This is a genomic window from Sphingomonas sp. (assembly GCF_036677245.1).
Lineage (GTDB): Bacteria > Pseudomonadota > Alphaproteobacteria > Sphingomonadales > Sphingomonadaceae > Allosphingosinicella.
In genome coordinates this window covers 13002-39469 of the sequence record NZ_JAKFCG010000091.1, presented here as the reverse complement: position 1 = coordinate 39469, position 26468 = coordinate 13002, and the positions used below count along the sequence as shown (strand labels likewise).

The 26468-nt window shown below is 66.0% G+C and carries 26 protein-coding genes; 6 read left to right on the top strand and 20 right to left on the bottom strand.

Annotated elements, in window-relative coordinates:
• On the bottom strand, positions 1–998 hold a 998-nt coding region (locus V6M48_RS10875; RefSeq protein ID WP_332812563.1), incomplete at its 3' end, for a 2-oxo acid dehydrogenase subunit E2.
• Between the two features lie 154 nt (positions 999–1152).
• Between V6M48_RS10875 and V6M48_RS10870 the strand changes: the two genes are divergently transcribed.
• Positions 1153–1602: a universal stress protein gene (locus V6M48_RS10870; protein ID WP_332812562.1), complete on the top strand. Its 450-nt coding sequence runs from the start codon at positions 1153–1155 to the stop codon at positions 1600–1602.
• A 49-nt stretch (positions 1603–1651) separates the two neighbouring features.
• On the opposite strand, the gene V6M48_RS10865 is transcribed toward V6M48_RS10870, so the two are convergent.
• The 4 genes from V6M48_RS10865 to V6M48_RS10850 are packed head-to-tail and all read right to left on the bottom strand — an operon-like array spanning position 1652 to position 4079.
• Entirely contained in the window at positions 1652–2455 is an 804-nt protein-coding gene (locus V6M48_RS10865; RefSeq protein ID WP_332812561.1) for a hypothetical protein, read from the bottom strand.
• Positions 2456–2507: 52 nt separating this feature from the next.
• Positions 2508–3017, bottom strand: coding sequence for a GAF domain-containing protein (locus tag V6M48_RS10860; protein ID WP_332812560.1), 510 nt, complete (start codon positions 3015–3017; stop codon positions 2508–2510).
• 5 nt (positions 3018–3022) lie between these two features.
• Positions 3023–3436 carry an alternative ribosome rescue aminoacyl-tRNA hydrolase ArfB gene (arfB, locus tag V6M48_RS10855; RefSeq protein ID WP_332812559.1) on the bottom strand — a complete coding sequence of 138 codons (414 nt, stop codon included), beginning with the start codon at positions 3434–3436 and terminating at the stop codon, positions 3023–3025.
• Positions 3423–4079 carry an RluA family pseudouridine synthase gene (locus tag V6M48_RS10850; RefSeq protein WP_332812558.1) on the bottom strand — a complete coding sequence of 219 codons (657 nt, stop codon included), beginning with the start codon at positions 4077–4079 and terminating at the stop codon, positions 3423–3425. The genes arfB and V6M48_RS10850 overlap by 14 nt, the downstream gene beginning before the upstream one ends.
• 181 nt (positions 4080–4260) lie before the next feature.
• Between V6M48_RS10850 and ctrA the strand changes: the two genes are divergently transcribed.
• Positions 4261–4962: a response regulator transcription factor CtrA gene (gene ctrA, locus V6M48_RS10845; protein WP_332812557.1), complete on the top strand. Its 702-nt coding sequence runs from the start codon at positions 4261–4263 to the stop codon at positions 4960–4962.
• 128 nt (positions 4963–5090) lie between these two features.
• On the opposite strand, the gene V6M48_RS10840 is transcribed toward ctrA, so the two are convergent.
• Both V6M48_RS10840 and V6M48_RS10835 read right to left on the bottom strand, forming a co-directional pair.
• On the bottom strand, positions 5091–5429 hold the full coding sequence (locus V6M48_RS10840) for a hypothetical protein (protein WP_332812556.1): 339 nt from the start codon (positions 5427–5429) through the stop codon (positions 5091–5093).
• 64 nt (positions 5430–5493) lie between these two features.
• Positions 5494–5814, bottom strand: a complete 321-nt coding sequence (locus V6M48_RS10835) for a PilZ domain-containing protein (RefSeq protein ID WP_332812555.1) — start codon at positions 5812–5814, stop codon at positions 5494–5496.
• Positions 5815–6067: 253 nt separating this feature from the next.
• On the opposite strand from V6M48_RS10835, the gene V6M48_RS10830 reads away from it, so the two are divergent.
• On the top strand, positions 6068–8221 hold the full coding sequence (locus V6M48_RS10830) for a family 1 glycosylhydrolase (protein ID WP_332812554.1): 2154 nt from the start codon (positions 6068–6070) through the stop codon (positions 8219–8221).
• Positions 8222–8274: 53 nt separating this feature from the next.
• Here the strand turns inward: V6M48_RS10830 and V6M48_RS10825 are convergent, their stop codons facing one another.
• The 4 genes from V6M48_RS10825 to V6M48_RS10810 form a co-directional block, all read right to left on the bottom strand.
• Positions 8275–9495 (bottom strand): cyclopropane-fatty-acyl-phospholipid synthase family protein, encoded by a 1221-nt coding sequence (locus V6M48_RS10825; RefSeq protein WP_332812553.1) that lies wholly within the window; start codon positions 9493–9495, stop codon positions 8275–8277.
• Positions 9496–9605: 110 nt separating this feature from the next.
• Positions 9606–11834: a UDP-galactopyranose mutase gene (glf, locus tag V6M48_RS10820; protein ID WP_332812552.1), complete on the bottom strand. Its 2229-nt coding sequence runs from the start codon at positions 11832–11834 to the stop codon at positions 9606–9608.
• 301 nt (positions 11835–12135) lie between these two features.
• Positions 12136–14187, bottom strand: coding sequence for an NAD(+) synthase (locus V6M48_RS10815; RefSeq protein ID WP_332812551.1), 2052 nt, complete (start codon positions 14185–14187; stop codon positions 12136–12138).
• A complete protein-coding gene (locus V6M48_RS10810) occupies positions 14187–14687 on the bottom strand; it encodes a CinA family protein (RefSeq protein ID WP_332812550.1) in 501 nt (166 codons plus the stop codon). Before V6M48_RS10810 ends, V6M48_RS10815 begins: the two co-directional genes overlap by 1 nt.
• Before the next feature lie 116 nt (positions 14688–14803).
• Between V6M48_RS10810 and V6M48_RS10805 the strand changes: the two genes are divergently transcribed.
• Positions 14804–15139: a hypothetical protein gene (locus V6M48_RS10805; RefSeq protein WP_443019095.1), complete on the top strand. Its 336-nt coding sequence runs from the start codon at positions 14804–14806 to the stop codon at positions 15137–15139.
• 46 nt (positions 15140–15185) lie between these two features.
• Here V6M48_RS10805 and V6M48_RS10800 read toward each other — a convergent pair whose 3' ends face one another.
• The 5 genes from V6M48_RS10800 to V6M48_RS10780 form a co-directional block, all read right to left on the bottom strand.
• Positions 15186–15704, bottom strand: a complete 519-nt coding sequence (locus V6M48_RS10800) for a hypothetical protein (RefSeq protein ID WP_332812549.1) — start codon at positions 15702–15704, stop codon at positions 15186–15188.
• 191 nt (positions 15705–15895) lie between these two features.
• Positions 15896–16129: a hypothetical protein gene (locus tag V6M48_RS10795; protein WP_332812548.1), complete on the bottom strand. Its 234-nt coding sequence runs from the start codon at positions 16127–16129 to the stop codon at positions 15896–15898.
• Positions 16130–16136: 7 nt separating this feature from the next.
• The gene (locus V6M48_RS10790; protein WP_332812547.1) at positions 16137–18635 is read right to left on the bottom strand and encodes an ABC transporter permease; all 2499 of its coding nucleotides are present in this window, start codon (positions 18633–18635) and stop codon (positions 16137–16139) included.
• Between the two features lie 48 nt (positions 18636–18683).
• The gene (locus V6M48_RS10785) at positions 18684–19364 is read right to left on the bottom strand and encodes an ABC transporter ATP-binding protein (protein ID WP_332812546.1); all 681 of its coding nucleotides are present in this window, start codon (positions 19362–19364) and stop codon (positions 18684–18686) included.
• Between the two features lie 11 nt (positions 19365–19375).
• Complete coding sequence (locus V6M48_RS10780; RefSeq protein ID WP_332812545.1) at positions 19376–20686, bottom strand: efflux RND transporter periplasmic adaptor subunit; 1311 nt, start codon at positions 20684–20686, stop codon at positions 19376–19378.
• A gap of 227 nt (positions 20687–20913) precedes the next feature.
• Between V6M48_RS10780 and V6M48_RS10775 the strand changes: the two genes are divergently transcribed.
• Both V6M48_RS10775 and V6M48_RS10770 read left to right on the top strand, forming a co-directional pair.
• Positions 20914–22293 (top strand): sigma-54-dependent transcriptional regulator, encoded by a 1380-nt coding sequence (locus tag V6M48_RS10775; RefSeq protein ID WP_443019096.1) that lies wholly within the window; start codon positions 20914–20916, stop codon positions 22291–22293.
• The gene (locus V6M48_RS10770) at positions 22283–23620 is read left to right on the top strand and encodes a sensor histidine kinase (protein WP_332812543.1); all 1338 of its coding nucleotides are present in this window, start codon (positions 22283–22285) and stop codon (positions 23618–23620) included. The genes V6M48_RS10775 and V6M48_RS10770 overlap by 11 nt, the downstream gene beginning before the upstream one ends.
• Before the next feature lie 12 nt (positions 23621–23632).
• Here the strand turns inward: V6M48_RS10770 and V6M48_RS10765 are convergent, their stop codons facing one another.
• From V6M48_RS10765 to V6M48_RS10750, 4 genes are all read right to left on the bottom strand, one after another.
• Positions 23633–24100, bottom strand: a complete 468-nt coding sequence (locus V6M48_RS10765; protein ID WP_332812542.1) for an RrF2 family transcriptional regulator — start codon at positions 24098–24100, stop codon at positions 23633–23635.
• A gap of 107 nt (positions 24101–24207) precedes the next feature.
• Positions 24208–25086 (bottom strand): SMP-30/gluconolactonase/LRE family protein, encoded by an 879-nt coding sequence (locus V6M48_RS10760; protein WP_332812541.1) that lies wholly within the window; start codon positions 25084–25086, stop codon positions 24208–24210.
• The gene (locus V6M48_RS10755; RefSeq protein WP_332812540.1) at positions 25083–26066 is read right to left on the bottom strand and encodes a glucokinase; all 984 of its coding nucleotides are present in this window, start codon (positions 26064–26066) and stop codon (positions 25083–25085) included. Before V6M48_RS10755 ends, V6M48_RS10760 begins: the two co-directional genes overlap by 4 nt.
• A 59-nt stretch (positions 26067–26125) precedes the next feature.
• The gene (locus V6M48_RS10750; protein WP_332812539.1) at positions 26126–26410 is read right to left on the bottom strand and encodes a hypothetical protein; all 285 of its coding nucleotides are present in this window, start codon (positions 26408–26410) and stop codon (positions 26126–26128) included.
• Positions 26411–26468 lie beyond the last annotated feature (58 nt).

Here is a 26468-nt window from a genome sequence, read left to right as displayed (position 1 = left end):
GCGATCGCGCTGACCGACTTCGATCCGGCATCGACGATGATCGGGGTGATGAGGCCGCTGGGCGCGGCGACCGCCACGGAAATGTCCGCGCGGCTGAATGTCCGCAGCACGTCGCCGCCGTAGCTGACGTTGCACTTGGGCACCTGCAGCAGCGCCTTGGCGAGCGCCTTGATCAAGAGGTCGTTGACGCTGAGCTTGACCCCTTGCGGCTCGAGCGCGGCGTTGAGCTCGCCCCGCAGCTTGAGCAGCTTGTCGAGCTGGACATCGACGGTGAGGTAGATGTGCGGGATCGTCTGTTTCGCCTCGGTGAGGCGGCGCGCGATGACCTTGCGGACGTTGCCGAGCTTCTCGTCGGTATGCGGTATGCCGAAGTCGGGCAGCGCGGTAGGCGTCGCCGCGGTCGGTGCGGGTGCCGCGCGTCCTTCGGAGGGCGCAGTACCGGCGGCGACGGAGCCGGGCTGCGCGTTTTCGACGTCGGCCTTGACGATGCGGCCGTTGGGCCCGCTGCCGGTTACGCCGGCAAGGTCGATTCCCTTCTGTTCGGCGATCCGCTTGGCGAGGGGTGAGGCGATTACGCGGTCGCCCTTCCCGCCCAAGTCCGCTCGTGCTGAGCTTGTCGAAGCACCTTTCGCAATCGTCGCCTGTTGGCCTTCGACAGGCTCAGGCTGAGCGGGCGGAGGTGTTGGCGTCGATGTCGAAGTCGAAGTCGGAGTCGGAGCCGGAGCTGGCGCGCTCGCCGCAGCGCTCGCATCCTCGCCCTCGCCCGCGAGCATCGCGATGACGGTGCCCACCTTCACGCCCTCGGTCCCCTCGGCCACCTCGATCTTCGCGATCGTGCCTTCGTCGACCGCCTCGAACTCCATCGTCGCCTTGTCGGTCTCGATCTCTGCGAGCAGATCGCCGGAGGCGACCTGGTCGCCTTCCTTGACCAGCCATTTGGCGAGCGTCCCTTCCTCCATCGTCGGGGACAGGGCGGGCATTTTGAGCTCAATCGGCATGCGCCTGGTTCTTCCGCTTGAATGTCGCCCGTCTCAACAGCAATTCGGCCCCTTCGGTCAAGGGTGCGGTCAAGGGTGCGGCGAAGGTTGTGGCCAAGCGTGAGGCTTGCGCGCGCGGGTGATCTGTCGCACCTCGGCACCTCAGGAGGGGCCGATGCGAACCTATCTGGTCGTGATGGATGAGACCGAGGAAGCGCGCGCAGCGCTTGGCTATGCCGCGCGGCGTGCCGCGCGCACCGGCGCCGGCGTCGAGATCCTGGCGCTGATTCCGCCTCAGGAATTCGTCCAATGGGGCGGCGTGCAGGCGGCGATGGAGGAGGAGGCCAAGCTTCGCGCGGAGGCGATGGTGCTGCAGGCTTCAGGCGCGATCTTCGAGGCGGCGGGAATTCGCCCGGCGATCCTGGTGCGGCAGGGTGATCCGGTCAAGGTCATCACCGAAGTGCTCAAGGAATCGGACCACGCCGGCGCTTTGGTGCTCGGCGCGTCGGCCGAGGGCGGACCGGGGCCGCTGATCAGCCATTTCGCCGGCGCGGCCGCGGGGACCTTGCCCTGCCCCTTGATCATCGTTCCTGCAGCGCTCGGCGACGACATCCTGGACGTCTAGCGCCCGAGGCGCCGGTGCTTCAGGCGTGCGCTTCAGATGCGCCGGCGGATCAGCCTTTTTCGCCGATGATCTTGCTGCGGTACTTCACCTTGGTGCGAGGGCGGTATTTCACCTTCTCCTTGGTGTAGACCTTTTTCTCGATCACCCGCGGCGCCGTGGTCGTGGTCGTCTCGACGACCTTGATGACGCCGCCGCAATAGGGATTGCCGTAATTGTAATAAGGCGTCTTGCCGTCCCAGCCTGCCGGAGGCGGCGGGGGCGGAGGCGGCGGCGGCGGACCGTCGCGTTCGTCCCAGCCCGGCGGCGGCGCGTCGCCATCATGGCGATCGGCATAACCGTGATCGCCCTGCGGCGGCGGGGCCATGCCCTCGCCATGCTCGACCCTTGGTTCTGGCCAGGCCCAACCGCCATAGCCGTAATAAGGACAGGGATTGACCGGCGGCATGATCACCCTGACCCACCAATTGCCGGACGGTGCCCCATAATAGCCCCCCGGCCAGCCGAAGCCGCCGCCGAAGCCATGCGAGAAGTGCCGGTTGTGCTTGCCGCCGTGGTGCTTGCCGCCGCCATGGTGCTTGCCGCCGCCGTAGTGCTTGCCGCCGCCATGGTGCTTGCCGCCGCCGTAGTGCTTGCCGCCGCCGTAGTGCTTGCCGCCGCCATGGTGCTTGCCGCCGCCGCGGTGCATGCCGCCGCCGTGTTTCCCCCCGCCCCAGCTCGTGCCGGCGCCCGCCAGCTGGATTGCCGCGGCGGTCGAGATCGAGCTGCTTTCGGTCGCCAGCGCGCTCGTCGAAAAGAGCAATGCGCCCGCGGTCAGGGACCCGACGGCCCAGGACGATTTCGCCACCGTGATCATATGGCATCCCCTATTCGCCCGACGGCAAGACACCGGCAGGATTAGGGCTTTTTTAACCCTCGGCGGGCGGGTTGACCACGGGTCGGAGCCGCGGCGCAAGCAGCCGTGCCAATTCGACACAGCCCGCGACATCATCCTTATCGAAGCGCCCAGGGCGCGGACTGTCGAGGTCGAGCACCGCGATCAACCCGCCGGCATCGACGATCGGCACGACCAGCTCCGAAGCCGAGGCGACGTCGCAGGCGATATGGCCGGGAAAGGCATGGACGTCGTCGACGCACTGCGGCTCCATGCTGGCTGCGGCGGCGCCGCAGACGCCCTGCCCGAACGGGATCCTGATGCAGGCGGGGCGGCCCTGGAACGGCCCGAGCACCAGCTCTTTGCCGATCGCGCGGTAAAAGCCGGCCCAGTTGAGATCGGGCACCGACTCCCACAGCAAGGCAGCGACATTGGCCATGTTGGCGATCGGATCGGGCTCGCCTTCGGTGAGCGCCGCCGCAGCCGCGTTGAGCTGGCGGTAAAGCTCGACCTTGTCCTCGGCCTCGATGGCAAAATCGTACATCAGCTTCAGTCCGTTTGCGGCCGGCCGCGCGCTGCCTTGATCGCGCCGCGGCGCGTCTTGCTGTCCACCCTTTTCGCCTTGGCGGCGCGGCTGGCCTTGGTCTTGACTCGCTTGATAGGACGAAGATGGGCCTTGGCGAGCAGATCCGCCAGCCGCTCGCGCGCATCCTGGCGATTGGCTTCCTGGGTGCGATAGCTGCGCGCGGTGATCACGATCTCGCCGGCAGTGGTCATGCGGCTGCCGGCGAGCTGCTTGAGCCGTGAATAGACGTCCGGCGCGAGCCCCAGCCTGAAGACGTCGACGCGTAGCTGGACGGCGGTCGCGACCTTGTTGACGTTCTGCCCGCCCGGTCCGCTGGAGGTGATGAACCGTTCCTCGAGCGCATCGTCGGGAATCGGACCCGGCTCAATAGTCGACATCGCCGAAGCCCGCGTTGACGAAGGTCGGCGGCAGCGGCGCGACCGCGCTGACCGGCGGCTTGTCCACGCGCACCATCTCGAGCTTGTGCGCGTGGAGCAGCATCGGCCCCTTGCCGGCGCCGTAGACGGGATCGCCGCTGATCGGGATGCCGAGCCCCTCGGCGGCATGGACGCGCAGCTGATGCGTCCGCCCGGTCTCGGGCGTGAAGATGATCACCGCGCGCCCGTCGCGCACCGCCGCGACCCGCCAATGGCTGACGGCCGCCTTGCCGCGTGGATCGGGCACGATCCGCCACCCCTCCTCGGCCGTCGAGACCTTCCCGAGCGGGATGTCGATCGTGCCGGCGTCGTCCTTCGGGATGCCGTCGAGCACGGCGATATAGGCTTTCGCCACCTTCTTCTCCTCGAACGCGCGCTGGAAGCGCTTGTGCGCCTTGGGATTGCGCGCGAGCAAGAGGCAGCCGCTGGTATCGCGATCGAGCCGATGGACCGGGAGCGGAAGGCGCTGGAATCCGAATCGGAAATGGTGAAGATAATCCTCGAGGCTCTCGCGCGTTTTCGAGCCGGGATGGACCGCGAGGCCCGCCGGCTTGTCGATCACGATCGCTTCGCCATCGATGAACAAAACGTAGTTTTCCCACATGAGATCCGCCCTGCCACGGCTGTTGCAGATGCGCAACGATACGAAGCAACTCGCGCAAGCCCCTCGTTTAACGGCAAATTAACCTTTTAACTTCATTTGTTGCGTGGTTAATGAAGGTTACCGGGTTCCAAAGACCATCAGGTTTGGGGAGCCACACGGCAAAAAAGGGGGCGTTACCGCCATGCGTGTGTTGCTGATCGAAGACGAGCCGACGACTGCCAAGAGCATCGAGCTGATGCTCACGTCAGAGGGCTTCAACGTCTACACGACGGACTTGGGCGAGGAGGGCTTGGACCTCGGCAAGCTCTACGACTACGACATCATCCTGCTCGACCTGAACCTGCCGGACATGCATGGCTATGACGTGCTCAAGAAGCTGCGCGTCGCCAAGGTCGGCACCCCGGTCCTGATCCTGTCGGGCATCAGCGAGATGGATTCGAAGGTGCGTGCGCTCGGCTTCGGCGCCGACGATTATGTCACCAAGCCATTCCATCGCGACGAGCTCGTCGCCCGCATCCATGCCGTCGTGCGCCGCTCGAAGGGCCACAGCCAGTCGGTGATCAAGACCGGCAAGCTCGCGGTCAATCTCGATGCCAAGACGGTCGAGGTCGATGGCGCGCGCGTGCATCTGACCGGCAAGGAATATGCGATGCTGGAGCTGCTTTCGCTCCGCAAGGGCACCACGCTCACCAAGGAAATGTTCCTCAACCACCTTTACGGCGGGATGGACGAGCCGGAGCTCAAGATCATCGACGTTTTCATCTGCAAGCTCCGCAAGAAGCTGAGCCTGGCCTGCAGCGGCGACAATTATATCGAGACCGTCTGGGGACGCGGCTATGTGCTGCGCGATCCCGAGGATCTGGAAGAAGCCAAGGTCGCGTAAAGCCGACCTTCGCAATCGAAGAGGCGCCGCAGCAATGCGGCGCCTTTTTTCATACCCGCGGCACGGCGGCCACAATCGCCGGCCCCGCGCACTGAATGCCGAGCGCCGGTGCGCGGCTTAAGCCCTGCTTAGTTGCGCCTGTTGTGCGAGCGGTTGCCGATCGCCTGGAGCACCTTGAGCGGATCGATCGGCGCCGCGAACTCGCCGCCGAGCTTGCCGCCTTTCGCCCAGACGACCAGCGCATTGACCCGGCTGATCCCCGGCAGGGTCAGCCACACCCGCGATCCGGGCGCGATCTCGGCGTCGGTCTTGGCCATGAAGCCAAGGCTCGAGATGTTGATCAGCTGCGCATCGACGCCGTTGCTGCCGAGCTCGCGCAGGCCGACCTCGGCGGTGGCATCGACGCGCGCGTCGCGCCGCGCATCGCGCCCGGCGCTAAGATCGGGAACGATCCTGGCGGTGATCATCATATATTATTCCTTGCAGGCCTTGTGGCCGTCGTCGTGCTTGGTCAGCCGCTGGAGATCGCAATCAGCCAAGAATGATCTCATGCCCGAAATTGAGCCCTAGCTTGCCGTCGCGCACCCAGCGCACGAAGCCGTGGATGGGCGAGCAATCCTCGAAGCGGATGACGATCGTCTCGCCGATCCGCGGCATGATGTCGCATTCGATCATCGTGCCGCGCGAAGAGATGTTGATCACCGGGACGATATATTCCTGATCGCGGAACATGATCGCGGCACGCTCGACGACCCCGCCGTGCCGATCTTCGCTGCGCTGGTCGATCAGCCGTCTTTGCATCCGTGGGATGAGGTCTCCTGCCAACCGCAGCGCGCTTCGTTGCAATCCCATCATCGCCTCACCCTGTTGCCCGGAGCGATCATGCACGAGAAGGTTTACCGAATTCCTAGCGTTGCGCGGGGCCTTCGCCGCAGTGCCCGCAGCCATGCTTGCGAGGGGAGCCGAGTGCACGATCGCTCTAATCTGCATCAGACAGCGCACGTCTTTTGGGAACCCCTTGGCGCGGGCAGTGTTCGTTACTCGCCCGTCAGGAGCTCAATCAGCATTTATGAAACCAGCGCAAAACACAGCCCAGGCTTCCAGAGTGGAGCTTTGGGGCGGCGTCGAGTGCACCATCGTAAGGGTTGGCGACAGCTACCGCGATCAGGTCGCGGAGACCGGCCATCTCGGCCGCAGCGACGATATCGATCGCATCGCCGAGATGGGCATCCGCACCGTCCGCTATCCGATCCTGTGGGAAACGATCGCCCCGGACCGACCGGACAAGCTCGATTTCGGCTGGACCGACGAACGCCTCGCGATGTTGCGCGAGCGCGGCATCGACGTCGTCGGTGGCTTGCTGCACCACGGCTCCGGTCCGCGCTACACCAATCTTCTCGATCCCGATTTTCCCGCCAAGTTCGGCGAGTTCGCGGCGCGCGTCGCTGAACGCTATCCGTGGATCGGGATGTGGACGCCGGTCAACGAGCCGCTCACCACGGCGCGCTTCAGCGGCCTCTACGGCCATTGGTATCCGCACCGGCGCGACCGCCGCTCGTTCCTTCGCGCATTGCTCAACGAATGCCAGGGTACGCTGGCGGCAATGCGCGCGATCCGGTCGTTCAATCCCGACGCGTTGCTGCTGCAGACCGAAGACCTCGGCAAGACCTTCTCGACCCAGCCGTTGCGCTATCAGGCCGCGCATGAGAACGAGCGGCGCTGGCTGAGCTTCGACCTGCTCGCGGGACAGCTCACGGCCAAGCATCGCTGGCGCAAGATCTTCCGCGAGAGCGGCATCCGCGACTGCGAGCTCGAGCCGTTCGAAGGCGGGGAGGCCAAGCCCGACATCCTCGGGATCAACCATTATCTGACCAGCGAACGCTTCCTCGACCACCGTCCGGAACTCTACCCGGGGCTCGCCGTCGGCGGGAACGGAAGCGATACCTACGTCGATGCCGAGGCAGTCCGCATCCACCGCCTCCACCCCAAGACCGGTATCGGCCCGCGGCTGCGCGAGGTTTGGGAGCGGTACCGGATTCCGATCGTCATCTCCGAGGTCCACCACGGCTGCACCCGCGACGAGCAATTGCGCTGGTTCGCCGAGGTCTGGCATGCCGCCGAGGCGGAGCGGCAAGCGGGAATGGACATACGTGCGGTGACGTTGTGGTCGATGTTCGGCAACGTCGACTGGCGTTCGCTGCTGACGCGCCACGACGGCATCTACGACGTCGGGGCGTTCGATGCCCGTGGCGCCAAGCCGCGTCCCACGATCATCACCAAGGCGGCGACCGCTTTTGCCGAGGGCAAGCAGTTCGATCATCCGGTGCTCGACGCGCCGGGATGGTGGCGCCGGCCGATGCGGCTCTACCCGTGGCACGGCAACTGCAAGACGCTCTACAACGGCGGGCGCAAGCTGCTGATCACCGGCGCGACTGGGACGCTGGGCAGCGCCTTCGCGCGCATCTGCGAGCATCGCGGCCTCCCCTTTTGCCTGACGACCCGGGGCGAGATCGACATTTGCGATGAAAATTCGGTCCACGCGGCGATCACCCGCTATCAGCCGTGGGCGGTCATCAACGCCGCGGGCTTCGTCCGCGTCGCCGATGCGGAACAAGAGAAGGACGCGTGCCTCGCGGCCAACGCAGCCGGTCCCAAGTTGCTGGCACGGGCGTGCGCGGAGGCCGGCACTCCGTTCGTGACCTTCTCCTCCGACCTTGTGTTCGACGGCAAGCTCGGCCGAGCCTATTGCGAGCAGGACGCGGTGCGGCCGGCAGGCGTCTACGGCCTCAGCAAGGCGCAGGCCGAGGAGAATGTGCTTGGCCTTGGCGGGCAGGCGCTGGTGATCCGCACCAGCGCCTTCTTCGGGCCATGGGACAAATATAATTTCGCCTGGTCGACGTTGAACGCGCTGGCGCGCGGCGAGCCGGTCCGAGCCTGCCGCAACAGTGCGGTTTCGCCGACCTACGTTCCCGATCTCTGCCATGCGACGCTCGACCTGCTGATCGACGGCGAGACCGGCATCTGGCACCTGGCCAACCAAGGCAAGCTCAGCTGGCACGAATTCGCCCACCGCGTGGCCGAGGGCGCAGGCTATGACGGCTCGCTGATCCTGCCGGTCGACGGACCGGTGGCGAACAACGCACTGACCAGCACCCGCGGCCTGCTGCTACGCCCGGTCGACCATGCGATAGACGAGTTTCTCGCCCAGATCGGAGAGCTCGGCGAACCACGCGGCGTCATGGAGATTGCGGCGGAATAGAGGTGGTTCTCGGCCTTCCGCCCCGCGAGGCTGAACGCTTGCGGTGAGGTGGCTCAGAGCGTCCGCAGCCGCGCTTCGGCTTCGACCATATAGTCGCGCGTGATCGGCACGGCATCGCGGTCGCGGATATATTGGATCTGGTAGTTGCCCATTCCGCCGTGCCGGAAGGTGACCGCGGCGCCGGCCAGATAGAATTGCCACAATCGGAAAAACCGCTCGTCGTAGAGCGCGACGATCTCGTCACGCTTTGCGGTGGCGCGGCGATACCATTCCTCGGCGGTGTAGCCGTAATGGAGCCGCAAGGTCTCGACGTCGGCGGCGAGCAGCCGTTCCTGCTCGCTTGCCGCGACCACCTCGGAAAGCGCCGGGATATAGCCGCCCGGGAAGATATATTTCTCGGTGAAGGCATCGGTCTTGCCGGGGCGGCCGAAGCGGCCGATCGTGTGGAGCAGCATGACGCCGTCCTCGACGAGCAGGTCGCGGCATTTGCGGAAGAAGGTGCGGTAATGCGGCGGGCCGACATGCTCGAACATGCCGACCGACACGATCCGGTCAAACCGGCCTTCGAGCTTGCGGTAGTCGCGCAGCTCGAACTTGACCCGGTCGGCGACGCCGGCTTCCGCGGCGCGCCGCTGGGCGACCTTCAGTTGCTCCTCGGACAGGGTGATGCCGAGCACGTCGACGTTGGCAACCCGGTTGAGGTAGAGCGCCATTCCGCCCCAGCCGCAACCGATGTCGAGCACCTTCTGCTTCGGCTTGAGATGGAGCTTGGCCGCGATGTGCGCCTTCTTGTCGGCTTGAGCCTGTTCGAGGCTATTCGACGGGGAAGCGTAATAAGCGCAGCTATATTGAAGGTCGGAATCGAGGAACAAGGCGTAAAGCCGGTCCGACAGGTCATAGTGATGCGCGACGTTGCGCTTCGAGCGGCGCTCCCAGTTGTACGAGCGCACCGTCCGCGCGACTTTCGCCTTGGCGCTGGCGACGCGCCGCCTGCGCCCTCTCTGCTCCCAGCGTCCGTTGGCCTTCACGATATCGAGCAGGTCGAGGATGTCGCCCTGCTCGACGATCAGCCGGCCGTCCATATAGGCTTCGCCGGTTCCGAGCGAGCGGCTCCGGGCGAGATCGATCGGCACCCTCGCGTCGGTCAGCCGGATCGTCACCGGCCGGTGCCGTGGATCGGGACTGCCGAACCGGTGGGTCACGCCCTCGTGGTCGATGACCACCAATTCACCGCGACGAATGAAACCAGTGAGGAATCGGTCGAGCAAGCTCATATCGGGACTAGAACGATTTCAGCCGCCCGACACAAGCACTTCGCTCCTGATCTGATGACCTTCTGTATCCCCGGCCCGCTCCGTGGAGAGAAGCGGACCGGGGAGCTCGACTATTCGGCGGCCTCGGTCCAGATCTTGGTGACCTGCGGCGTCGTCTGCCGGCGCTTCGCATCGATGCGGCGGAACGTGGCGAGCGCCTGGCCGACGACCTGGTCCATATTGTAATAGCGATAGGTCGCGAGCCGCCCGACGAAGGTGACGCCGGGCGTAGAGTCGGCGAGCGCCTCGTATTTCTTGAACAGCTCCTGATTCTCCGGCCGCGGGATGGGGTAATAAGGATCGCCCTCCGCGCTCGGATATTCGTAGGTGATGCTCGACTTCGGATGCTTCTGACCGGTCAAATGCTTATATTCGGTGATCCGCGTGTAGGGCACCTGCGGATCGGGGTAATTGACCACCGCGACCGGCTGCACCTGCTCCTGGTCGACGATCTTATGCTCGAAGCGCAGGCTGCGGTAGGGCAGCTTGCCGAAGCGGAAATCGAAATATTCGTCGATCGGTCCGGTGAAGACGATATGCCCCGCGTCGACCTCGTCGATGATGTCGTGATAGTCGGTGCTGAGCAGAACGTCGATGTTGGGATGATCGAGCATCGCGTTGAACATCGCCGTATAGCCGTCGCGCGGCATCATCTGGTGGGTGTCGTTGAAATAGCGGTCGTCGGTGTTGGTCCGGGTCGGCACGCGCGCCGTCACGGCCTTGTCGAGCTCGCTCGGATCCAGGCCCCATTGCTTGCGCGTATAGCCCTGGAAGAACAGCTCGTAGAGCTCGCGCCCGACGGCTGAGATGACGACATCTTCGGACGTCCTGATCTCGCTCGTTGGCTCGGCCCGGGTGGCGAGATAGGCCGCGGCCTCCTCGTCGGTCTTGAGATCGAGATCGAACAATTTGTTGAGGGTCGTCCGGTTGATCGGGATCGGAACCAGCTGATCGCGGACGTGGGCGAGCACGCGGTGCTCGTACGGCCGCCATTGGGTGAACTGCGACAGATAATCGATGATCTCGTCGGAGTTGGTGTGGAAGATGTGCGGTCCATATTGATGGATCAGCACCCCCGCCTCGTCCTTGTGATCATAGGCGTTGCCGGCGACATGCGGCCGTTTGTCGACCACGAGAACGTGCGCGTCATGCTGGCTGGCGAGCCGCTCGGCGATCACCGCGCCGGCAAAGCCGGCACCGACCACCAGATAATCATATTTCTTCTTGCCGGCAGAGGTGATCACGCGCGGTCCCGCCTGCGGGACGGCGATCGCCTCGCGGACCAGACCGGCCATGCGCGCATAGGTCGTGTCCCAGCTCAAATTGGCGAGCTTGGCATCGACTTCCTTCAGCCATTCGTCGGAGCCTTGCGCCAGCGCGAGCGCTTCCTCGCACTTCCTGATGAACTCGTCCGCGCCGTCGGCGACGAACAAGCCGTCGAGATCATTGTAGTGGCGGATGACGTCTGTGATCGGGGTTGAGACCACCGGACGGCCGCCGGCGAGATATTCCGGCGTCTTGGTCGGGCTGATGAACTTGGTCGATTCGTTGATCGCGAACGGCATCAACGCGACGTCCCACCCGCCGAGATAGGCCGGCAATTCGTCGTAGCTCTTGCCCCCAAGATAATGGAGGTTCGGCCGCTGCGGCAGATCGGCCGGATCGATCTTCACCACGGGCCCGACCATTACGATCGACCATTCGGGATGAGAGTCGGCGACCTTCGCGATCAGCTCGAGGTCCATGCGCTCGTCGACGACGCCATAGAAGCCGAAGCGCGGCCGCGGCAGCTGCGCCTGGTCCGCCGGCTCGGCGCCGATCGCGCGCGCCTGCGCAAAATGGGCACGGTCGACGCTCGACGGGAAAGGATGGATGTTCGGATGGCGATCGCGCTTCGCCTCGTAAAGGCTGTAGCCGCCGGTGAAGACGACGTCGGCAAAGGCGAACAGCTCGCGCTCGAGCTCGAGCAGCTGCGGCGGCGCGAAGCGGAAGTTCGCGAGCTCGTCCATGCAATCATAGACCGTGCAGGCTGCCGCGATGTGCCGCGAGAAGGGCAGCATCATCGGCGTGTAATACCAGCGGATGAACGGCCCCTGCTCCCCGGCCAGGAAGCTGTCGAGCAACGCCTTGAGCGCGGCCTCGCGCCCGTCTTCCGACAGGCCCTGCGGCAGCGAGGGGGTTACGACCGTGACTCCGGTTTCGGCGCAGACTCTAATGCCGAGCGCGGGCTCGCAGCCGGGAAGCGCGTCTTCGGGCTCTTCCCAATAGATCACACGCCGGTCCTGCGCGAACCGGCTCATCAAATGCTGAGGTCTTTGAAAAACGAAATTCCACCGCAGATGCGAAAAGCAGATCAGGCCATGATTATTGGACGGTAAAGTCGCAGTTGTTTTGGGCCCCAGCGACGAGGCGGAGGAAAATGTGATCAATGGAAGCCTCTGAGAAAAGTAGGGAACTCAATGGATAACGTCGACCGGCGTAACGAGTTCCCGGTGCGCGCGATGGCTCCTGCCTGACTTAGGTTAGGAACCGCGCAAATCCGCCAATTTTCCGAGGCTTGCTGTTGTTCGCAGGTGCAGCATTCGCGACAGGACGCAGTGGTCAGTCGCGCAGCGCGGCGCGCAGCTCCTCCAGCCACGGGTCCGCGACCCCATCCGAGGGTGCCCGCCAATCACCGCGTGGGCTCAGGCTGCCGCCCATCGAGACCTTGGGCGAATTGGGAAGCGCGGAGCGCTTGAACTGGCTGGTCTTGAAGAAGCGTACGAGGAATTCCTCGAGCCAGCGGGCGATCGTCGCCAGATCATATTCGTGCTTGAGCGCGTCCGGAAAATTGACCGGCCACGATCCCTTTTCGACATCGTGCCACGCCTGCCATGCAAGGAAGGCGACCTTCGACGGCGGCTGACCGGAGCGCAGCACGTGGAACAGGAAGAAATCGTGCAGCTCATAGGGGCCGATCCGGTCCTCGGTGCTCTGCATCCCCTGCTCGTCGGCCGGGACGAGTTCGGGCGAGATCTTGGTGCCGAGGATAGAGTCGAGCACAGCGTTGGTGGTTTCGTCGAACTGGCCCGACTTCACCGCCCAGCGGATCAGATATTGGATCAACGTCTTGGGAACGCCGGCGTTGACGCCGTAATGGCTCATCTGGTCGCCGACGCCGTACGTGCACCATCCGAGCGCAAGCTCGGAAAGATCGCCGGTTCCGACGACGAAGCCGCGGCGTTGGTTGGCGAGCCGGAACAGATAGTCGGTGCGCAGGCCCGCCTGCACGTTTTCGAACGTCACGTCATAGACCGGCTCGCCCTTGGCGAACGGGTGGCCCATGTCGGCGAGCATCTGGCGCGCGGCCGGCTTGATGTCGATCTCTTCGCCGACCACGCCCAGCGCCTTCATCAGCGCCCAGGCATTGCTCTTGGTGCTGTCGCTGGTCGCAAAGCCGGGCATCGTGAAGCCGAGGATCGTGCTGCGCGGGATCTCGAGGAAGTCGCACGCCTTGGCGGCGACGATCAGCGCATGGGTTGAATCGAGCCCGCCCGAGACGCCGATGACCAAATGCTGGCCCGAAGTCGCGGTGAAGCGCGTCGCGAGCCCCTGCACCTGGATGTTGAACGCCTCGTAGCAATCCTGGTCGAGCTGCTCGACCCGGTTGGGCACGTAGGGAAAGCGGCGCAGCCGGCGCTCGAAGCCGATGTCCTTCAGCGACGGCCGATGCTCGAAATGGATTCGCCGGACGCTCTTTTCCGGATGGCCTGCGGCGACGGCATTGTCGTTAAACGTCGGCATCCGCATCCGCTCGAGCCGCAGGCGCTGGGCGTCGACGTCCGCCACTGCAAGCTCGGCTTTGGCGTCGAAACGGCTCGATTCGACGAGCAGCTCGCCGAGCTCGTAGATCGCGCTCTGGCCGTCCCAGGCAAGGTCGGTGGTGCTCTCGCCCGGCCCCGCGGCGGCATAGACATAGGCCGCGCAGCAACGCGACGATTGCGATGCGCACAGCAATTTGCGCTCGTCGGCCTTGCCGATCGTGATGTTGGACGCGGAGAGGTTGCACAGGATCAACGCCCCGGCGAGCGCGCCGATCGTCGAAGGCGGCTGCGGCGCCCAATAATCCTCGCAAATCTCGACATGGAAGATGAAGTCGGCGAGATCGGTCGCCGCGAAGATCAGGTCGGTCCCGAACGGCACGATCTCGCCTGCGACGGCAAGGTCGATGCCGTTGAGGCCAATGCCCGAGGCGAACCAGCGCTTCTCGTAATATTCGCGATAATTGGGGAGGAAGCTCTTCGGCACCACTCCCAGGATCCGGCCGCGCGCGATGACGATTGCGCAATTGTACAGCCGGCCGTTGCGGCGAAGCGGGGCGCCGATGCAGAAGACCGGGCCGAATTTGGCGGTCGCCTTCGCGAATTCGCCGATCCCGCTTTCGACCGCATCGAGGAACGCCTCCTGGAGATGGAGATCGTCGACCGCGTAGGACGAGATGTTGAGCTCGGGGAACACGACGAGGTCGCAGCCGCGCGCGTTCGCCTCGCCCGCCAGCTCGATCGCCGCCCGGACGTTGAACGCGACGTCGCCCGCCGATCCCTTTGGCGTCGCCGCAGCGACACGAACGAAGCCGTGGCGGTGTATCGCCGCAAAGGGCCGCGATGCCGCCATCACAGCATCTCCGTGATCATCTCGACGGCGACGCGCATGCACTCCACGCGCGTGCCGCCACGGCCGATCGGGCCGAAATGCTCTTCACGATGCGCCGTCTTGCGGCCCGCGCGGGCGCAGCCGAAATGGACCAGGCCCGGCTCTTCGCCGACGTCGGCGAAGCCGGTGATCGACAGAGCGATATTGGCCCGCGAGCGCGCGAGCGCGCCCTCGGCCATCGCCACCGCCACCTCGCGGGAAACCGCCCCGTGCGTGTCGATCAACTCCATTGGCACCCCCAGCATCTCATGCTTGGCCTCGTTCGAATAAGTGACGAAGCCGCGCTCGAACGCATGCGCACTCCCTTGAACGTCGGTCAACAGCGACGCGAGCATCCCGCCCGTGCAGCTCTCCGCCGTCGCCAGCGAGAGATCGCGCTCGCACGCCTTATCGAGCAGCCTGCGGGTCGCCTGCTCGACCTCGTTCGAGAGCAGAGGAGAAAGAGTTTCGGTTTCCGACAAGAGCAGATCCTTGGTTGGCCGGACGGCAACTAGCCCAGAGCGCACGCGGTTCCAAATCGGCTCGGGGAACCGCTGTCCCATTTCCGTTGTTCCGGCTTAATAACCAGGAGGTATTCATGGCTAAGAGTGGCAATCGTCGGGAGCAAAAAGGCGGGCTCGCCAGGTTCGACGCGAAAACGGCGGTCGTGGCCGGGATCGGCGCGGCCTGCGCGGTTGCCGTCGGCGCCTTCCTGCGCTGGCGCGGCACTCGCGACCAGGACGAAGACGTCCCTCCCGCTCCCGCGCTCCGCCACGGCGGCGCACACGGCCCGGTCGGCGCTTCCGGCAACGTCCGGCCGGCGGGCCGCGGCGCGATGCGTGATCCACCCGCCAATTGGGACGAGGTCGACGAAGCATCCGACGAAAGCTTCCCGGCGAGCGACCCGCCCAATCTATCCCAGCACGTCGATTGATCGCGCCCGGCCGGGCGGCAGCAAAGCGTTGCCGTCCGGCTCGGTGCTATTCTTTATTGTCCTCCGCGCGATCCGGCTTGGCCCGATCCGGCCGAGCGCTGTCCGATAGCGGACCGGTGCGAAGCATCGTCTCGCGGGCAAGCACCAGCTCGCTCATCGCGCGCGCGGTGGCGATCCCCCAGACGACGTGCGCGCCGATCATCAGCGCGTTGCGCCCGCGCGGGTGCAAGGTCGCCGGCTTGAGGATGCCCGTCCCGGGGATCCAGCCGAGGTAGCTTGCCATCCAGATCGCCACGCCGGCGGCAGCGCCGCCCCCAGCTCCGGGGCGGACGGTCGCCGCCGCGATCGCGGCGCCGGCGGCGGCGCCATAAGCGAAATGCGCGGCGGTTGTCGCATCCTTCGCGGCCTCGTCGTCCAGCGCGGCCCCCGCCTTGGCGGCGACCGTCTCGACGATCTCGCGCGGCGGGAGCGGATAGCGCTCGGAGGGTGGGAGGCGGCGATGCAGCCGGGCCATCGCCGATGTCATTGCCACCGTCCCGGCGATGCCGGCGATCGCGCCGATCAACAAGCGGCTCCGGAGCCGCGGATCGCGCCCCGTCACAGGCTGAGCTCCGGCCTGGCGATCATCAGCACCAAGTCGCTGATCAGCAACACCCGCACCGCAGCCTCCTCAAGAGATCAGGGGATCAACCAAGCGGCGAAGCCGCGATTCCGCAGAGTAAGCGAACGTGCAGCAAACCACCGCTTCCCGCTACTTCAAAGGTCGATGCCGCGCGCGATCGCTTCGAGCCTGCGGACGCCTTCCTTGAGGCTGGCGATCTCAATCCGGACACCAGGATCGAGCTCCGGCTCCTCGCGACGCCGCGCTTCGATCTCGCGGACGCGCACGTCCAGCCATAAGCGCCATGCGCGCAAGCCGGTCAGGCAAAGCATAAAGGTGATCGCCAACGTGACGATGGGCCAGGCGAGGCCCAGTGCGAGCGCGCTCATCGGCTCCTCATTCGTAGCGAAGCGCGAGGATCGGGTTGGCCCGTGCGACCTTGATCGCGTGGCCGGCGATCGTGCCGATCGCGATCGCCAGCGCCAGCACCGCGGCGAGCACGAACGGACCCGGGCCGAGCGCGATGCGCGCGTCGAAATGGTTCAGCCACGATCGCATCACCCACCAGGCGATCGGCCAGGCGATCAGATTGGCGATGATCACCGGCTTCGAGAATTGCCAGGCGAGCAAGCGGACGATGTCCTGGGTGCGCGCGCCGAGCACCTTGCGGATGCCGATCTCCTTGGTCCGCCGCTCGGCGGTGAAGGCGGCGAGCCCGAACAGACCCAGGCAGGCAATCACCACCGCAAGCAAGGCGAAAGCCGCGAAGGTCTTGGCCCGCGCATCGTCGGCGGCATAGAGCTCTTCGATGATGTCCTCGCTGAAGCGGGCATCGAACGGCACCTCGCGGGTGATGCCCTTCCACACTTGTTCGATCGCCGTGCGCGCTGCGCCGGGATCGCCGCGGTAGCGTGCGACGAGAAATTGATGGCCGCTGCTTGCGTTGTTGAACATGATCGGATCGAGCGGCAGCCTGATCGAGCGGAAGCGGGCATTCTTGACGACGCCGATGATCGTCACCGGCACCAGCCCATATTCATTCTTGACCACCGCCGCGCGCAGACGCTTGCCGACCGCATCTTGCGGGCTCTTGAAGCCGAGGCGCTTCACCGCGAGCTCGTTGATGACGACATTGCCGCCGCGCGCGACGAGCGCCTGTTGCGTTTCGGGCTGGAGCGGGAACGGCAAGGTCATGTCGTCGAGCGGCCGGTTGTCATCGAACCAGCGCCCGGCCAGCAAGGTCATGCCCATCGCGTCGAGGAATCCTTCATCGACGTGATATTGGCCGAGCGAGATCGGCTTGGGGTTGCCCGGCACCATCACGCCGCTGTTGTTGTTGTTCTCGGTCGCGACACCGATGCCGGTCCGTCCCACCGCTTCGATCCCCGGAACGCGCCGGACCCGCTCGACGATCGTGTCGCCGAGGTTCATCAGCTGGTAGCGACTGAGCCCATTCACCTGCAGCACCTGCTCACGCTTGTAGCCGGGATCGACGGTGCGGGCGTAGACGGTCTGCGCGTAGACCACGGCGGTGCAGATGATCAGCCCGATCGAGACCGCGAATTGCCCGACGACGAGAATGCTGCGCAGGCGCCCCGATCCCGGGGTCTCCGCGACCGACTGGTTGGCCTTGAGCACCGCGGCCGGCTGGAAGCGCGCCAGGAAGATGGCCGGGTAGAGGCCGCCCAGCACGCCGACGACCAGGACCAGCAGGATCACCGGCAAGGCGATGCCGCCGGGGCCGAAATAGCTCAGCGCAAGATCGGCATCGAGGAAGGCCGCGACCCGCGGCAACAGCAGCTCGACCATCGCCAGCGCGACGATCATGGCGATCGTCGCGACGATCAGCGCCTCGCCTATGAATTGCGCGATCAGCTGCGGACGGGTCGCGCCAAGCACCTTTCTGAGCGCCACTTCGCGAGCGCGCTGGCTCGCGCGTGCGGTCGCAAGGTTGGTGAAATTGATGATCGCCATGCCGAGGATCAGCAGCGCGATGACCGCGAACGTGACGATCGTCTGACGATCGTTGCCGGGCGACATCGCCCCGATCTGCGCCCGGCCGAGGTGCACGTCGCGCACGTTGACCAAATGCCAGTCCTGGTCGTCGCCGGCGTTGAAGTGGATCTCCCCCGAATCCTCGTCCGGTATGTTGCGCTTCTCCCATGCCGGAAGCGCCGCCTCGATCCGCTGCGGATCGCTACCGGGCTTGAGCCTGGCGTAGACCCATCCGCCCTGGCAGCCCCAGCAGGTGAGGAATTCCGTTTCGCGGAACATGTAGGTCGGCATGTCGATGCGCACGAGCGCGGCGATCCGCATGTGCGAACTCCTGGGCAGATCCCGCAACACGCCGGCTATGCGATAATCGCTGGTGATGCCCTTGCTGATCACCGTCATCGTCTCGCCGACGACATCGTCGGTGCCGTAGCGCTTGCGCGCCTCGCTCTGGGTGATCAGCACATTGCCGACCCGGTCGAGCGCGCGGCGATCGCCGCGCACCAGCGGCAGCGGGACGACGTCAAGGAAATTGCCGTCGACATAGAGATAGTCTTCGGTCAGCGAAGCCTGGCCGCCGTCGATGAACACCGGCGCGCTCGACAGCGCATAGACCTGTTTCTCGATCTGCGGGAAATCCTTCGCGAGCAGCCCGCCGGTGACATAGGGCGTCATCTGCGCGAGGCTGGGTTCGCCCGCGTCCTTCGGATGGTGCCAGGTCTGGACCTGATAAATGTCCGCGGCGCCCGGCAGCCATTCGTCGTAGCTCGATTCATAGCGCACGAAGAGCAGGATCATCAGGCAGGCGGCCATTCCGATCGCGAGCCCGAAGATGGTGATGAACGCATAGGTGCGGTTCTTCACCAAGGTGCGCAGGCCGACCGTGAGAAAGTTGCGCCACATCAGCAGCCTCCTGTTTTCCGCTCTGCTTCCAGGCGTGGTTTCGCTGCCTCAGGCCGCACGCCGCCGCTCCTGAAGGATGCGGCCATCGAGCATGTTGAAGAGCCGACCGGCATAATCGGCGTGGCTCGGAGAGTGGGTGACCATCACGATCGTCGCTCCTTCGCGATTGAGCGCCTGGAGCATCTTCATCACCTCCTCGCCGTGCTGGGTATCGAGATTGCCGGTCGGCTCGTCCGCCAGGATCAGGCGGGGCCTGGCGATCAACGCGCGGGCGACCGCGACCCGCTGCTGCTGCCCGCCCGATAGCTGGTTCGGCCGATGCCGCGCGCGGTGGGCGATCCCGACCTTGTCCATCACCTCGTCGGCGCGCCGGCGCCGCTCGGCGGCCGAGACGTCGTGGTAGAGCAAGGCGAGCTCGATATTTTCTCGGATCGACAATTCGTCGACCAGGTTGAAGCTCTGGAAGATGAAGCCGAGATTGTGCTTGCGGATATCGGCCAGCTTCGCCTCGGGCAGTCCCGCCACCTCGATGCCGTCGAACGAGTAGGAGCCGCTGGTCGGGCTGTCGAGCATGCCGAGGATGTTGAGCAAGGTCGATTTGCCGCAACCGGAAGGCCCCATGATCGCGACGAACTCGCCGTCGGCGATGTCGAGATCGATGCCGTCGAGCGCGGTCGTCTCGATTGTTTCGGTGCGGTAGACCCGCGACAAGTTCCGCATCTTCAGCATCACGAGCTCCTTCAGCGCTCGAGGTCGAGCCGAACCTTGTCGGCAAAACCGGTGTAGGGCGAGGTGAGGACCCGTTCGCCCGGTTCGAGACCGGCGAGCACCTCGATATGATTGGCGTTGCGCCGTCCGAGGCGGACCTCGCGCCGCACCGCCGTGCTGCCGTCCGGGCTTACCACGAACAGCCACGTCCCGCCGGTATCGTTGGCGAACGCGCCGCTCGGGATCAGCAGAGCAGGCACCGTGTCGCCGAGAGTCAGCCGCAGCTGCAAGGTCTGGCCGCGCTGCACGGCATCGGGTTCGGCGCCGACGAACTGGAAGTCGACCTCGAACGTGCCGTTCCTGACCTGCGGATAGATTTTCGCGACCTTGAGCTGATAGGTCTTGCCGCCCCACGCGGCGGTGGCCCGCTGCCCGGGGCGGACTCGGCCGAGGTGGAATTCGTCGACATCGGCAACCAGCTTGTTCCGCCCAGCGCTGTCGATCTGGCCGAGCCGCTCGCCGCGGTTCATCGACTGGCCCACCTGGATCGAGAAAGCAGTGAGCTGGCCGGCGACCGGCGCGCGCAGGTTGAGCGCGTCGAGGGTCGCGCGGGCGATGTCGAGGCTGGTGCTGAGCGACGCCGCGGCATCGCGAAGCTGGGCGAGCTGGCTCGTCTGCAGCCGTTCGTCGGTGGCCTGCGCGCGGCGCAGCACGGCGCTGCGCTGGCGGCTCATCTGATAGTCGTCCTGGCTGTCACGGAACACCTTGGCGGGAACGAAGCCCTTGTCGGCGAGCGGCCGTTGCAGCTCGAACTGGCGCTGCGCCTTGCGCGTCGCGAGATCGGCATCGATCAGCAGCCGTTCGTTCTGCAGGCGCGTCTGGGCCAGCGCCAGTTCCTGGCTGCGCATCGAGTTGATCTGCTGCGTCACCTCGGTTTGACGGGCGAGCAGATTGAGCTGCAGATCGCTGTTCGACAAGACGGCAAGGAGCTGCCCTTTCTCGACCATCGAGCCGTCCTCGACGAGCACCTTCTCGACCCGGCCGCCCTCGACCGCATCGAGGAAGACGCTGACCAGCGGGGTCACGCGTGCGCGTAGCGGCAGGAAATCCTCGAACTGTCCGCGCACGACCGTCGAGATCGTGACCCGGTCGGCGGCGATCGTCTGGCTGCCGGTCGTCGGCGCGAACAGCATGAATGCCGCCGCGGCGAGCGCCGCGAGCAGCAAGCCGAAAATGATCCTGATCCGTGCCGGCGCGCGGCTTGGCGCGACGACTCGGTCCATCGCGCTGCCGCTCGCCCCCCCCGCCGCTTCGTCCTGTGCCTGGATCCGCACGACGCTCATCAACCACCTCCGCCCCCCTCCAAGCAATCCCCGTGCCAGTCCGGTGGGCACCGACGCGGCCTCTTGGGTCGGGGCCGCCATGGTGTCCGGTTCCGGACACTTCTTGTCCGTTCGCGAACAGCATCGGCGCGGCAGCGGCAGCGCGGCGGGGGTGGGCGCGGCTTGGCATGGAAATTGTTTATCCACTCACAGGCGTGGTCTAGGAGAGGCGGGTGGTGAGCAGACAAATGTTCGATCTGTGCCTGGTCGTGGACGATGATCCCGACATCCTGCTGTCCGCGAGGCTCCTGCTGCGCGACCTCTTCGCCGAGGTGGCGACCTTCCAGACGCCCGACGAGGCGCTTGCGGCAATGGCCGAGACACTGCCGGACGTCATCCTGCTCGACGCCAATTTCGGGCGCGGCGCGACCAATGCGGCGGAGGGCTTCCACTGGCTTGGCGCGATCCTCGAGCGCGATCCAGAGGCGGTGGTGGTGATGATCACCGCGCACGGTGGCGTCCAGATCGCGGTCGATGCGATGAAGCGGGGCGCAACCGACTTCGTCTCCAAGCCCTGGTCGAACGAGCGGTTGCTGGCGACGGTGCGCACGGCGGCGGCGCTCCGCCAGTCGCGCGAAGCGGCGGACACCGCGAAGAAGCGCGCCGCTGCGATCACCGCTCCCGCGATGGGCGAGACGCCTTTGCTCGGCGAGGCGCCGGGAATCGCGCGCGTGCTGTCGCTGGTCGAAAAGGCGGCGCCGACCGAAGCCAATGTCCTGATCCTCGGCGAGAACGGCACCGGCAAGGAGCTGGTGGCGCAAGAGCTGCACCGCCGCTCGCGCCGTGCGCAGGGCGTGCTCGTCTCGGTCGATCTCGGCGCGATCGCCGAGAATCTGTTCGAGGCGGAATTGTTCGGCCACGTCAAAGGGGCGTTCACCGACGCCCGCGGCGACCGCATCGGCCGTCTCCAGGCGGCGGACGGGGGCACCTTGTTCCTCGACGAGGTCGGCAATCTGCCACTTCACCTGCAGCCCAAGCTTCTGACCGCGCTCGAGCAAAGGCAGGTGATCCCCGTTGGCGCGAACAAGCCGGTGCCGATCGACGTCAGGGTGATCGCGGCGACCAACCTCCCGCCGGAGCGGCTCGCCGACGAAAGCCTGTTCCGGCCGGACCTGCTGTTCCGTCTCAACACCGTCGAGATCGAGCTGCCGCCGCTGCGCGAACGCCGCGAGGACATTCCGCTGCTCGTCGCCCATTATATCGCTCATTACGCGCGCAAATATGGCCGGCCCGACCGCTCGGTACCGCGCGAGGTCGCGGCCATGCTCCAGGCCTATGACTGGCCCGGCAACGTTCGCGCGCTGCGCCATGCCGTCGAGCGCGCCGTCATCCTCGCCGAGGGCGAAACGCTCACGCTCGACGATTTCTCGCTCTCGCGCAGCAGCGTCCCGGCACGGCCGGTCGCGCCGGCGAGGCCCGCGACGAGCGATCTCAACCTCGAAAGGGTCGAACGGCAGATCGTCGAGCAGGCGCTGACCAAGCATGCCTACAACATCTCGCTCGCCGCCGCCGAGCTCGGTCTGAGCCGCGCCGCGCTCTACCGGCGCATGGAAAAGCATGGGCTTTAGACGCCGCTTCATCGCCGGGCTGCTCTGGCGCCTGGTGCTGTTGCTGGCGGCAGCCTTCGCTCTGGCCTCGGCGTTGCACGCCGAAGGTCTCGGCGCCGTGCGCGTCTTGAGCTTTCTGCTGTGCGTCGGCGCCGTCGCCGAAATGTGGCGCTACATCCAGCGCACCAATGTCGAGCTGGCGCGCTTCGTCGAAGCGGTGCGCTTCGGCGATCTCTCGCAGGGCTTCAGCCACCGCCATGAAGGCAGCGGGTTTCGCGAGTTCGGCGAGGCGCTCGAGCAGGGCATGCAGCGGCTGCGCGAGGAGCGCCACCGGCTCGTCGACGCCAACCGCTTCTACGAGGCGGTGCTCGACGACGCGCCGATCGCACTGTTGACGGTCGACGGCGACAAGAGGGTCGATCTTGCCAACAAGTCGGCACGGCGCCTGTTCGCCCGCCACAGCGGGGTTCGAGTGGAGGATTTCAGGCCCTATGGCGATGCTTTCGTGCAGAGCCTTACCGCTTCGTCGGTCGGGCGCCCCCGCCTCGTGCCGATCGTGCTCGACGCGGTTCCGCAGACGGCGATGGTCAGCGCGGCGACCGTTCACCGGCTCGGCGGGCTGGTCCAGGTGATTGCGGTGCAGCCGATCCAGGGCGAGCTCAACGCCGTCGAGATTGCCGCCCAGAGCGACCTCGTGCGCGTGCTGACGCATGAGATCATGAATTCGATGACTCCGGTCACCTCGCTCGCCCACACCGCCGCGAATTTGATCGCAGCGGCGGACACCGGCGGCGTTGCCGCGATCGCCGACGCGCGCGCGGCGGTGGAGACGCTCGCCCGACGCGCCGACGGAATGATGCATTTCGTCGAATCGTACCGCCAGATCAGCCGCCGGCCGCGCGTCCGCCGACAGGTCTTCGAGGTGCTTGGCTGGGCGCGCGAGCTCGAGGCTCTGCTCCGTGCCGCGGACGTCGAGCACGTTCCACTTGCGTTGAACGTCGATCCCGCCGGGCTGACGATCGATGCCGACCCCGATCTGCTGTGCCAGGTGCTGCTCAATCTGCTGCGCAACGGGGCCGAGGCGGCGGCCGGACATGCCGCAGCACCCGCGATTTCGCTGTCCTTCAGCCAGACTCCCGGCAGCCGGACGCAGATCGATGTCGCCGACAATGGTCCCGGCGTGCCGGACGCGCTCGCGCAGGACGTCTTCCTGCCCTTCTTCACCACCAAGGCGAGCGGCACCGGCGTCGGGCTCAGCCTCGCCCGCCAGATCGTGCTCGCGCATGGCGGATCGATCGCGCTCGACCGCAGCGCGGCCGGCGGGGCATTGTTTCGAATCGTGATCTGATCGCAGCCTGTTCTAGAAGGCGCGGCGCTGGTCGCCCATTTCCTCGACCTGCTGTTCCAACGGCAGGTCGAGCGGCACCGGATCGGCGAGCGAGAGGCCGTCGAGGATGCGCGCCGTCTCGTCGCGCACCATCAGCATCACGCGGTGGAGCCGGCACTTCTCCTCGGTGATGCAATGCTTGCAGCTCTGGTAAGCGAAGCGGCTCGCGCACGGCAGCAGACCCAGCGAGCCGCGCGTCAGGCGGACGAGCTCGCCGTAGCTGATCTGCTGCGGCGGCTTCGCGAGCCAATAGCCGCCTTCGCGGCCGCGGCGGGTGCCGACCAGGCCTTCGCGGCTCATCTGCGACAGCATCACGGTCAGGAACTTGGGCGGGATATTCTGGCGCTCGGCGATCTCGCCAAGCTGCACCGGCCCCTCGCCGTAACGGTCGGCGAGGTGGAGCATTGCACGGATCGTGTACCGCGTCCGTTGAGAGAGCATGCCCAAGTCATGAACCGTGCCGGGCGGCTTGGCAACAGGTTGCGCGGTGTCGGGGCCAACATAAATCAGTTTATTTTCGAGACTTTGCGAACCCCGCAAGAGCGGCGTCAGATCCCGATCGACACTTCGTGGCCCGGAAGCCCCGGGACATCGGCATTGAACGCGAACAGCCCGCCGGCGAGCGGCTGATCGGCGAGCGCCGCATCGTCGAGGCCCTGGCTTGCGGTGGTGACAAAAGCAGTCGCAAAGTCGGGCCCGCCGAACGCAAGCTTGGTGACGTTGGCCACCGGGAAACGCACTTCGGCCGAGATGCTGCCGTCCGGCGCATAGCGGCGCGCGCGCCAGCCGCCCCACAGCCCGATCCAGACATGGCCTTCGCAATCGACGGTCGGCCCGTCGGGATAGCCGTCGGCCTCGTCGATTGTCGCGAAGCGCCGGCGATTCGAGATCACTCCGTTCGGAGCAACGTCGAAGCGGTCGATCGCCCGCGCCAGTGAGTCGACATGATAGAGGATCGATCCGTGTGGGCTCAGCGCCGGGCCGTTGGTGATCGCGCACTCGCCCCCCATCCGAACGGCGTGTCCGTCGGGCTCGAGGCGATAGAAGGCGCCGCTGGCGACGGTCTCGCCATCATCCACCGAACCGAACCACAGGCTACCGTCGGGGGCGACGGTGGCATCGTTGAGCCGGTTGCCTGGGCGATCCGGCTCGGGAGCAGTCAGGAACTCGAATGTGGCGCTTGCCGGGTCGAAGCGATGAAGCCCGGTCTGCAGCCCCACGACCAGCCCGCCGTCGCGCGCGGGATGGACGAATCCCGGCTGCGACGGTGCGTCCCAGCTGCGCTTTTCCTCGCTCGCCGGATCGAAGCGGTGAAGCTTGCGCCGCTTGATGTCGGTGAACCACAAGGCGCGGTCGCGCGCGACCCACACCGGACCTTCGCCGAGGATCGCGCCAAGCGGCCAGATGCAGATTGGATCACTGGTCATGGCTGATTCTCCGCGAGCTGATGGCGAAGCGCGCCCGCCGCGCCAAGCAGCCCGAGCGCGGGCTGCAGCACGATCGCGGTCGGAATCGCGGCGAGCCGCGCGGCATAGCGCCCCTTGGCCTCGAAGCGCCGCCGAAACGCGCCCTTGGCGAGCGGCGCCGCAAGGGCATTGATCATCGATCCCGCGAGATGGAGTCCGTTCCACGCGCCGTGGATCAGCGCCGCGTCGCCGGCAAAGCTGCCGAGGATCGCACAGAACAGGTCGACCGAGCGCTCCGCCTCGGCCTCGCCCGCCGCCGCGCGCCCGATGATCAGCTCCGGAGCGAGATCGGGTCCGCCCGCCCGGACCTGATGGAGAAGGGTGAGGCCGGGTCCCGACAATAGACGCTCGTAGGAGAGACGGCCGAAGCGAGGGCGCAGCCGCGCCAGCAGCGCATCCTCCTGCTCGTCGAGCGGGCCGAATGCGACATGGCCGCCTTCGGTCGCGCCGATCGTCAGCCGCCCGCCAAGATCGCGCCGCAGCGAAGCGACGCCAAGACCGGTGCCGGTGCCAAGCACGAGAAAGCTTCCCGCGGCGGCGGGATCGGGCGTCGCCGCGCCGATGCCGAGCAAATCGCCGCGATCGAGCTCCGCCACGGCCCAGGCATTGGCCGCGAAATCGTTGAGCGCGTGCAGATGATCGAAGCCGAGGCTGCGACGCGTCTCGGCAAGCGAGAAGCGCCAATGCCCGTTGATCATGCCGATCTCGTCACCATCGACCGGCGCTGCGATCGCGAGCATGCCGGCCCGCGGCCGCGCGACCGGCGCGACCGCTTGCAGATAGGCACGGACGGCGGCGTCCGGTCCGTCGAAGTCGGCGAGCCGCCATGCGCGCTCTTCGACGAGCGGCCCAGCCGCATCGATCGGCGCCAGCGCGAAACGCACATTGGTGCCGCCGACGTCGGCGACCAGGCAATGGCTGCGATCAGCTCCTTCCGGCAATGTCTTGTCCCCGCAACCGGCTTCTTATCCGTAAGCGCGGTCGCGAAGCAAAGCGTGGATTATTCTTCCTCCGACGGCGCGTTGGGATTGTCACCGGTCTTGCGCTCGCCAAGCTGGCCGGTGCCATGATAGGCCATTTCGGTCTGCCCGCCGCTGGCCATGAAGCCGTCCTTCTTGGGCTCCTTGCCTTGGTGGGGGTTGGGATAAGCCCCGCCGGCCGATTCACCGCCGGCCTCAGCCTCACTCTGCTCGTCGAGCACTTCCGGATTGCCCGACGCGATATAGCCGACCCGTTCCTCGCCTTTCGAGCGCTCGTGCTCGCCGCCGGGATTTTTCTTGTCCATGTCACACTCCTTGTAGAGCTTGTTCGAGGTCATGAACGAGCCCCTCGCGAGGTCAGTT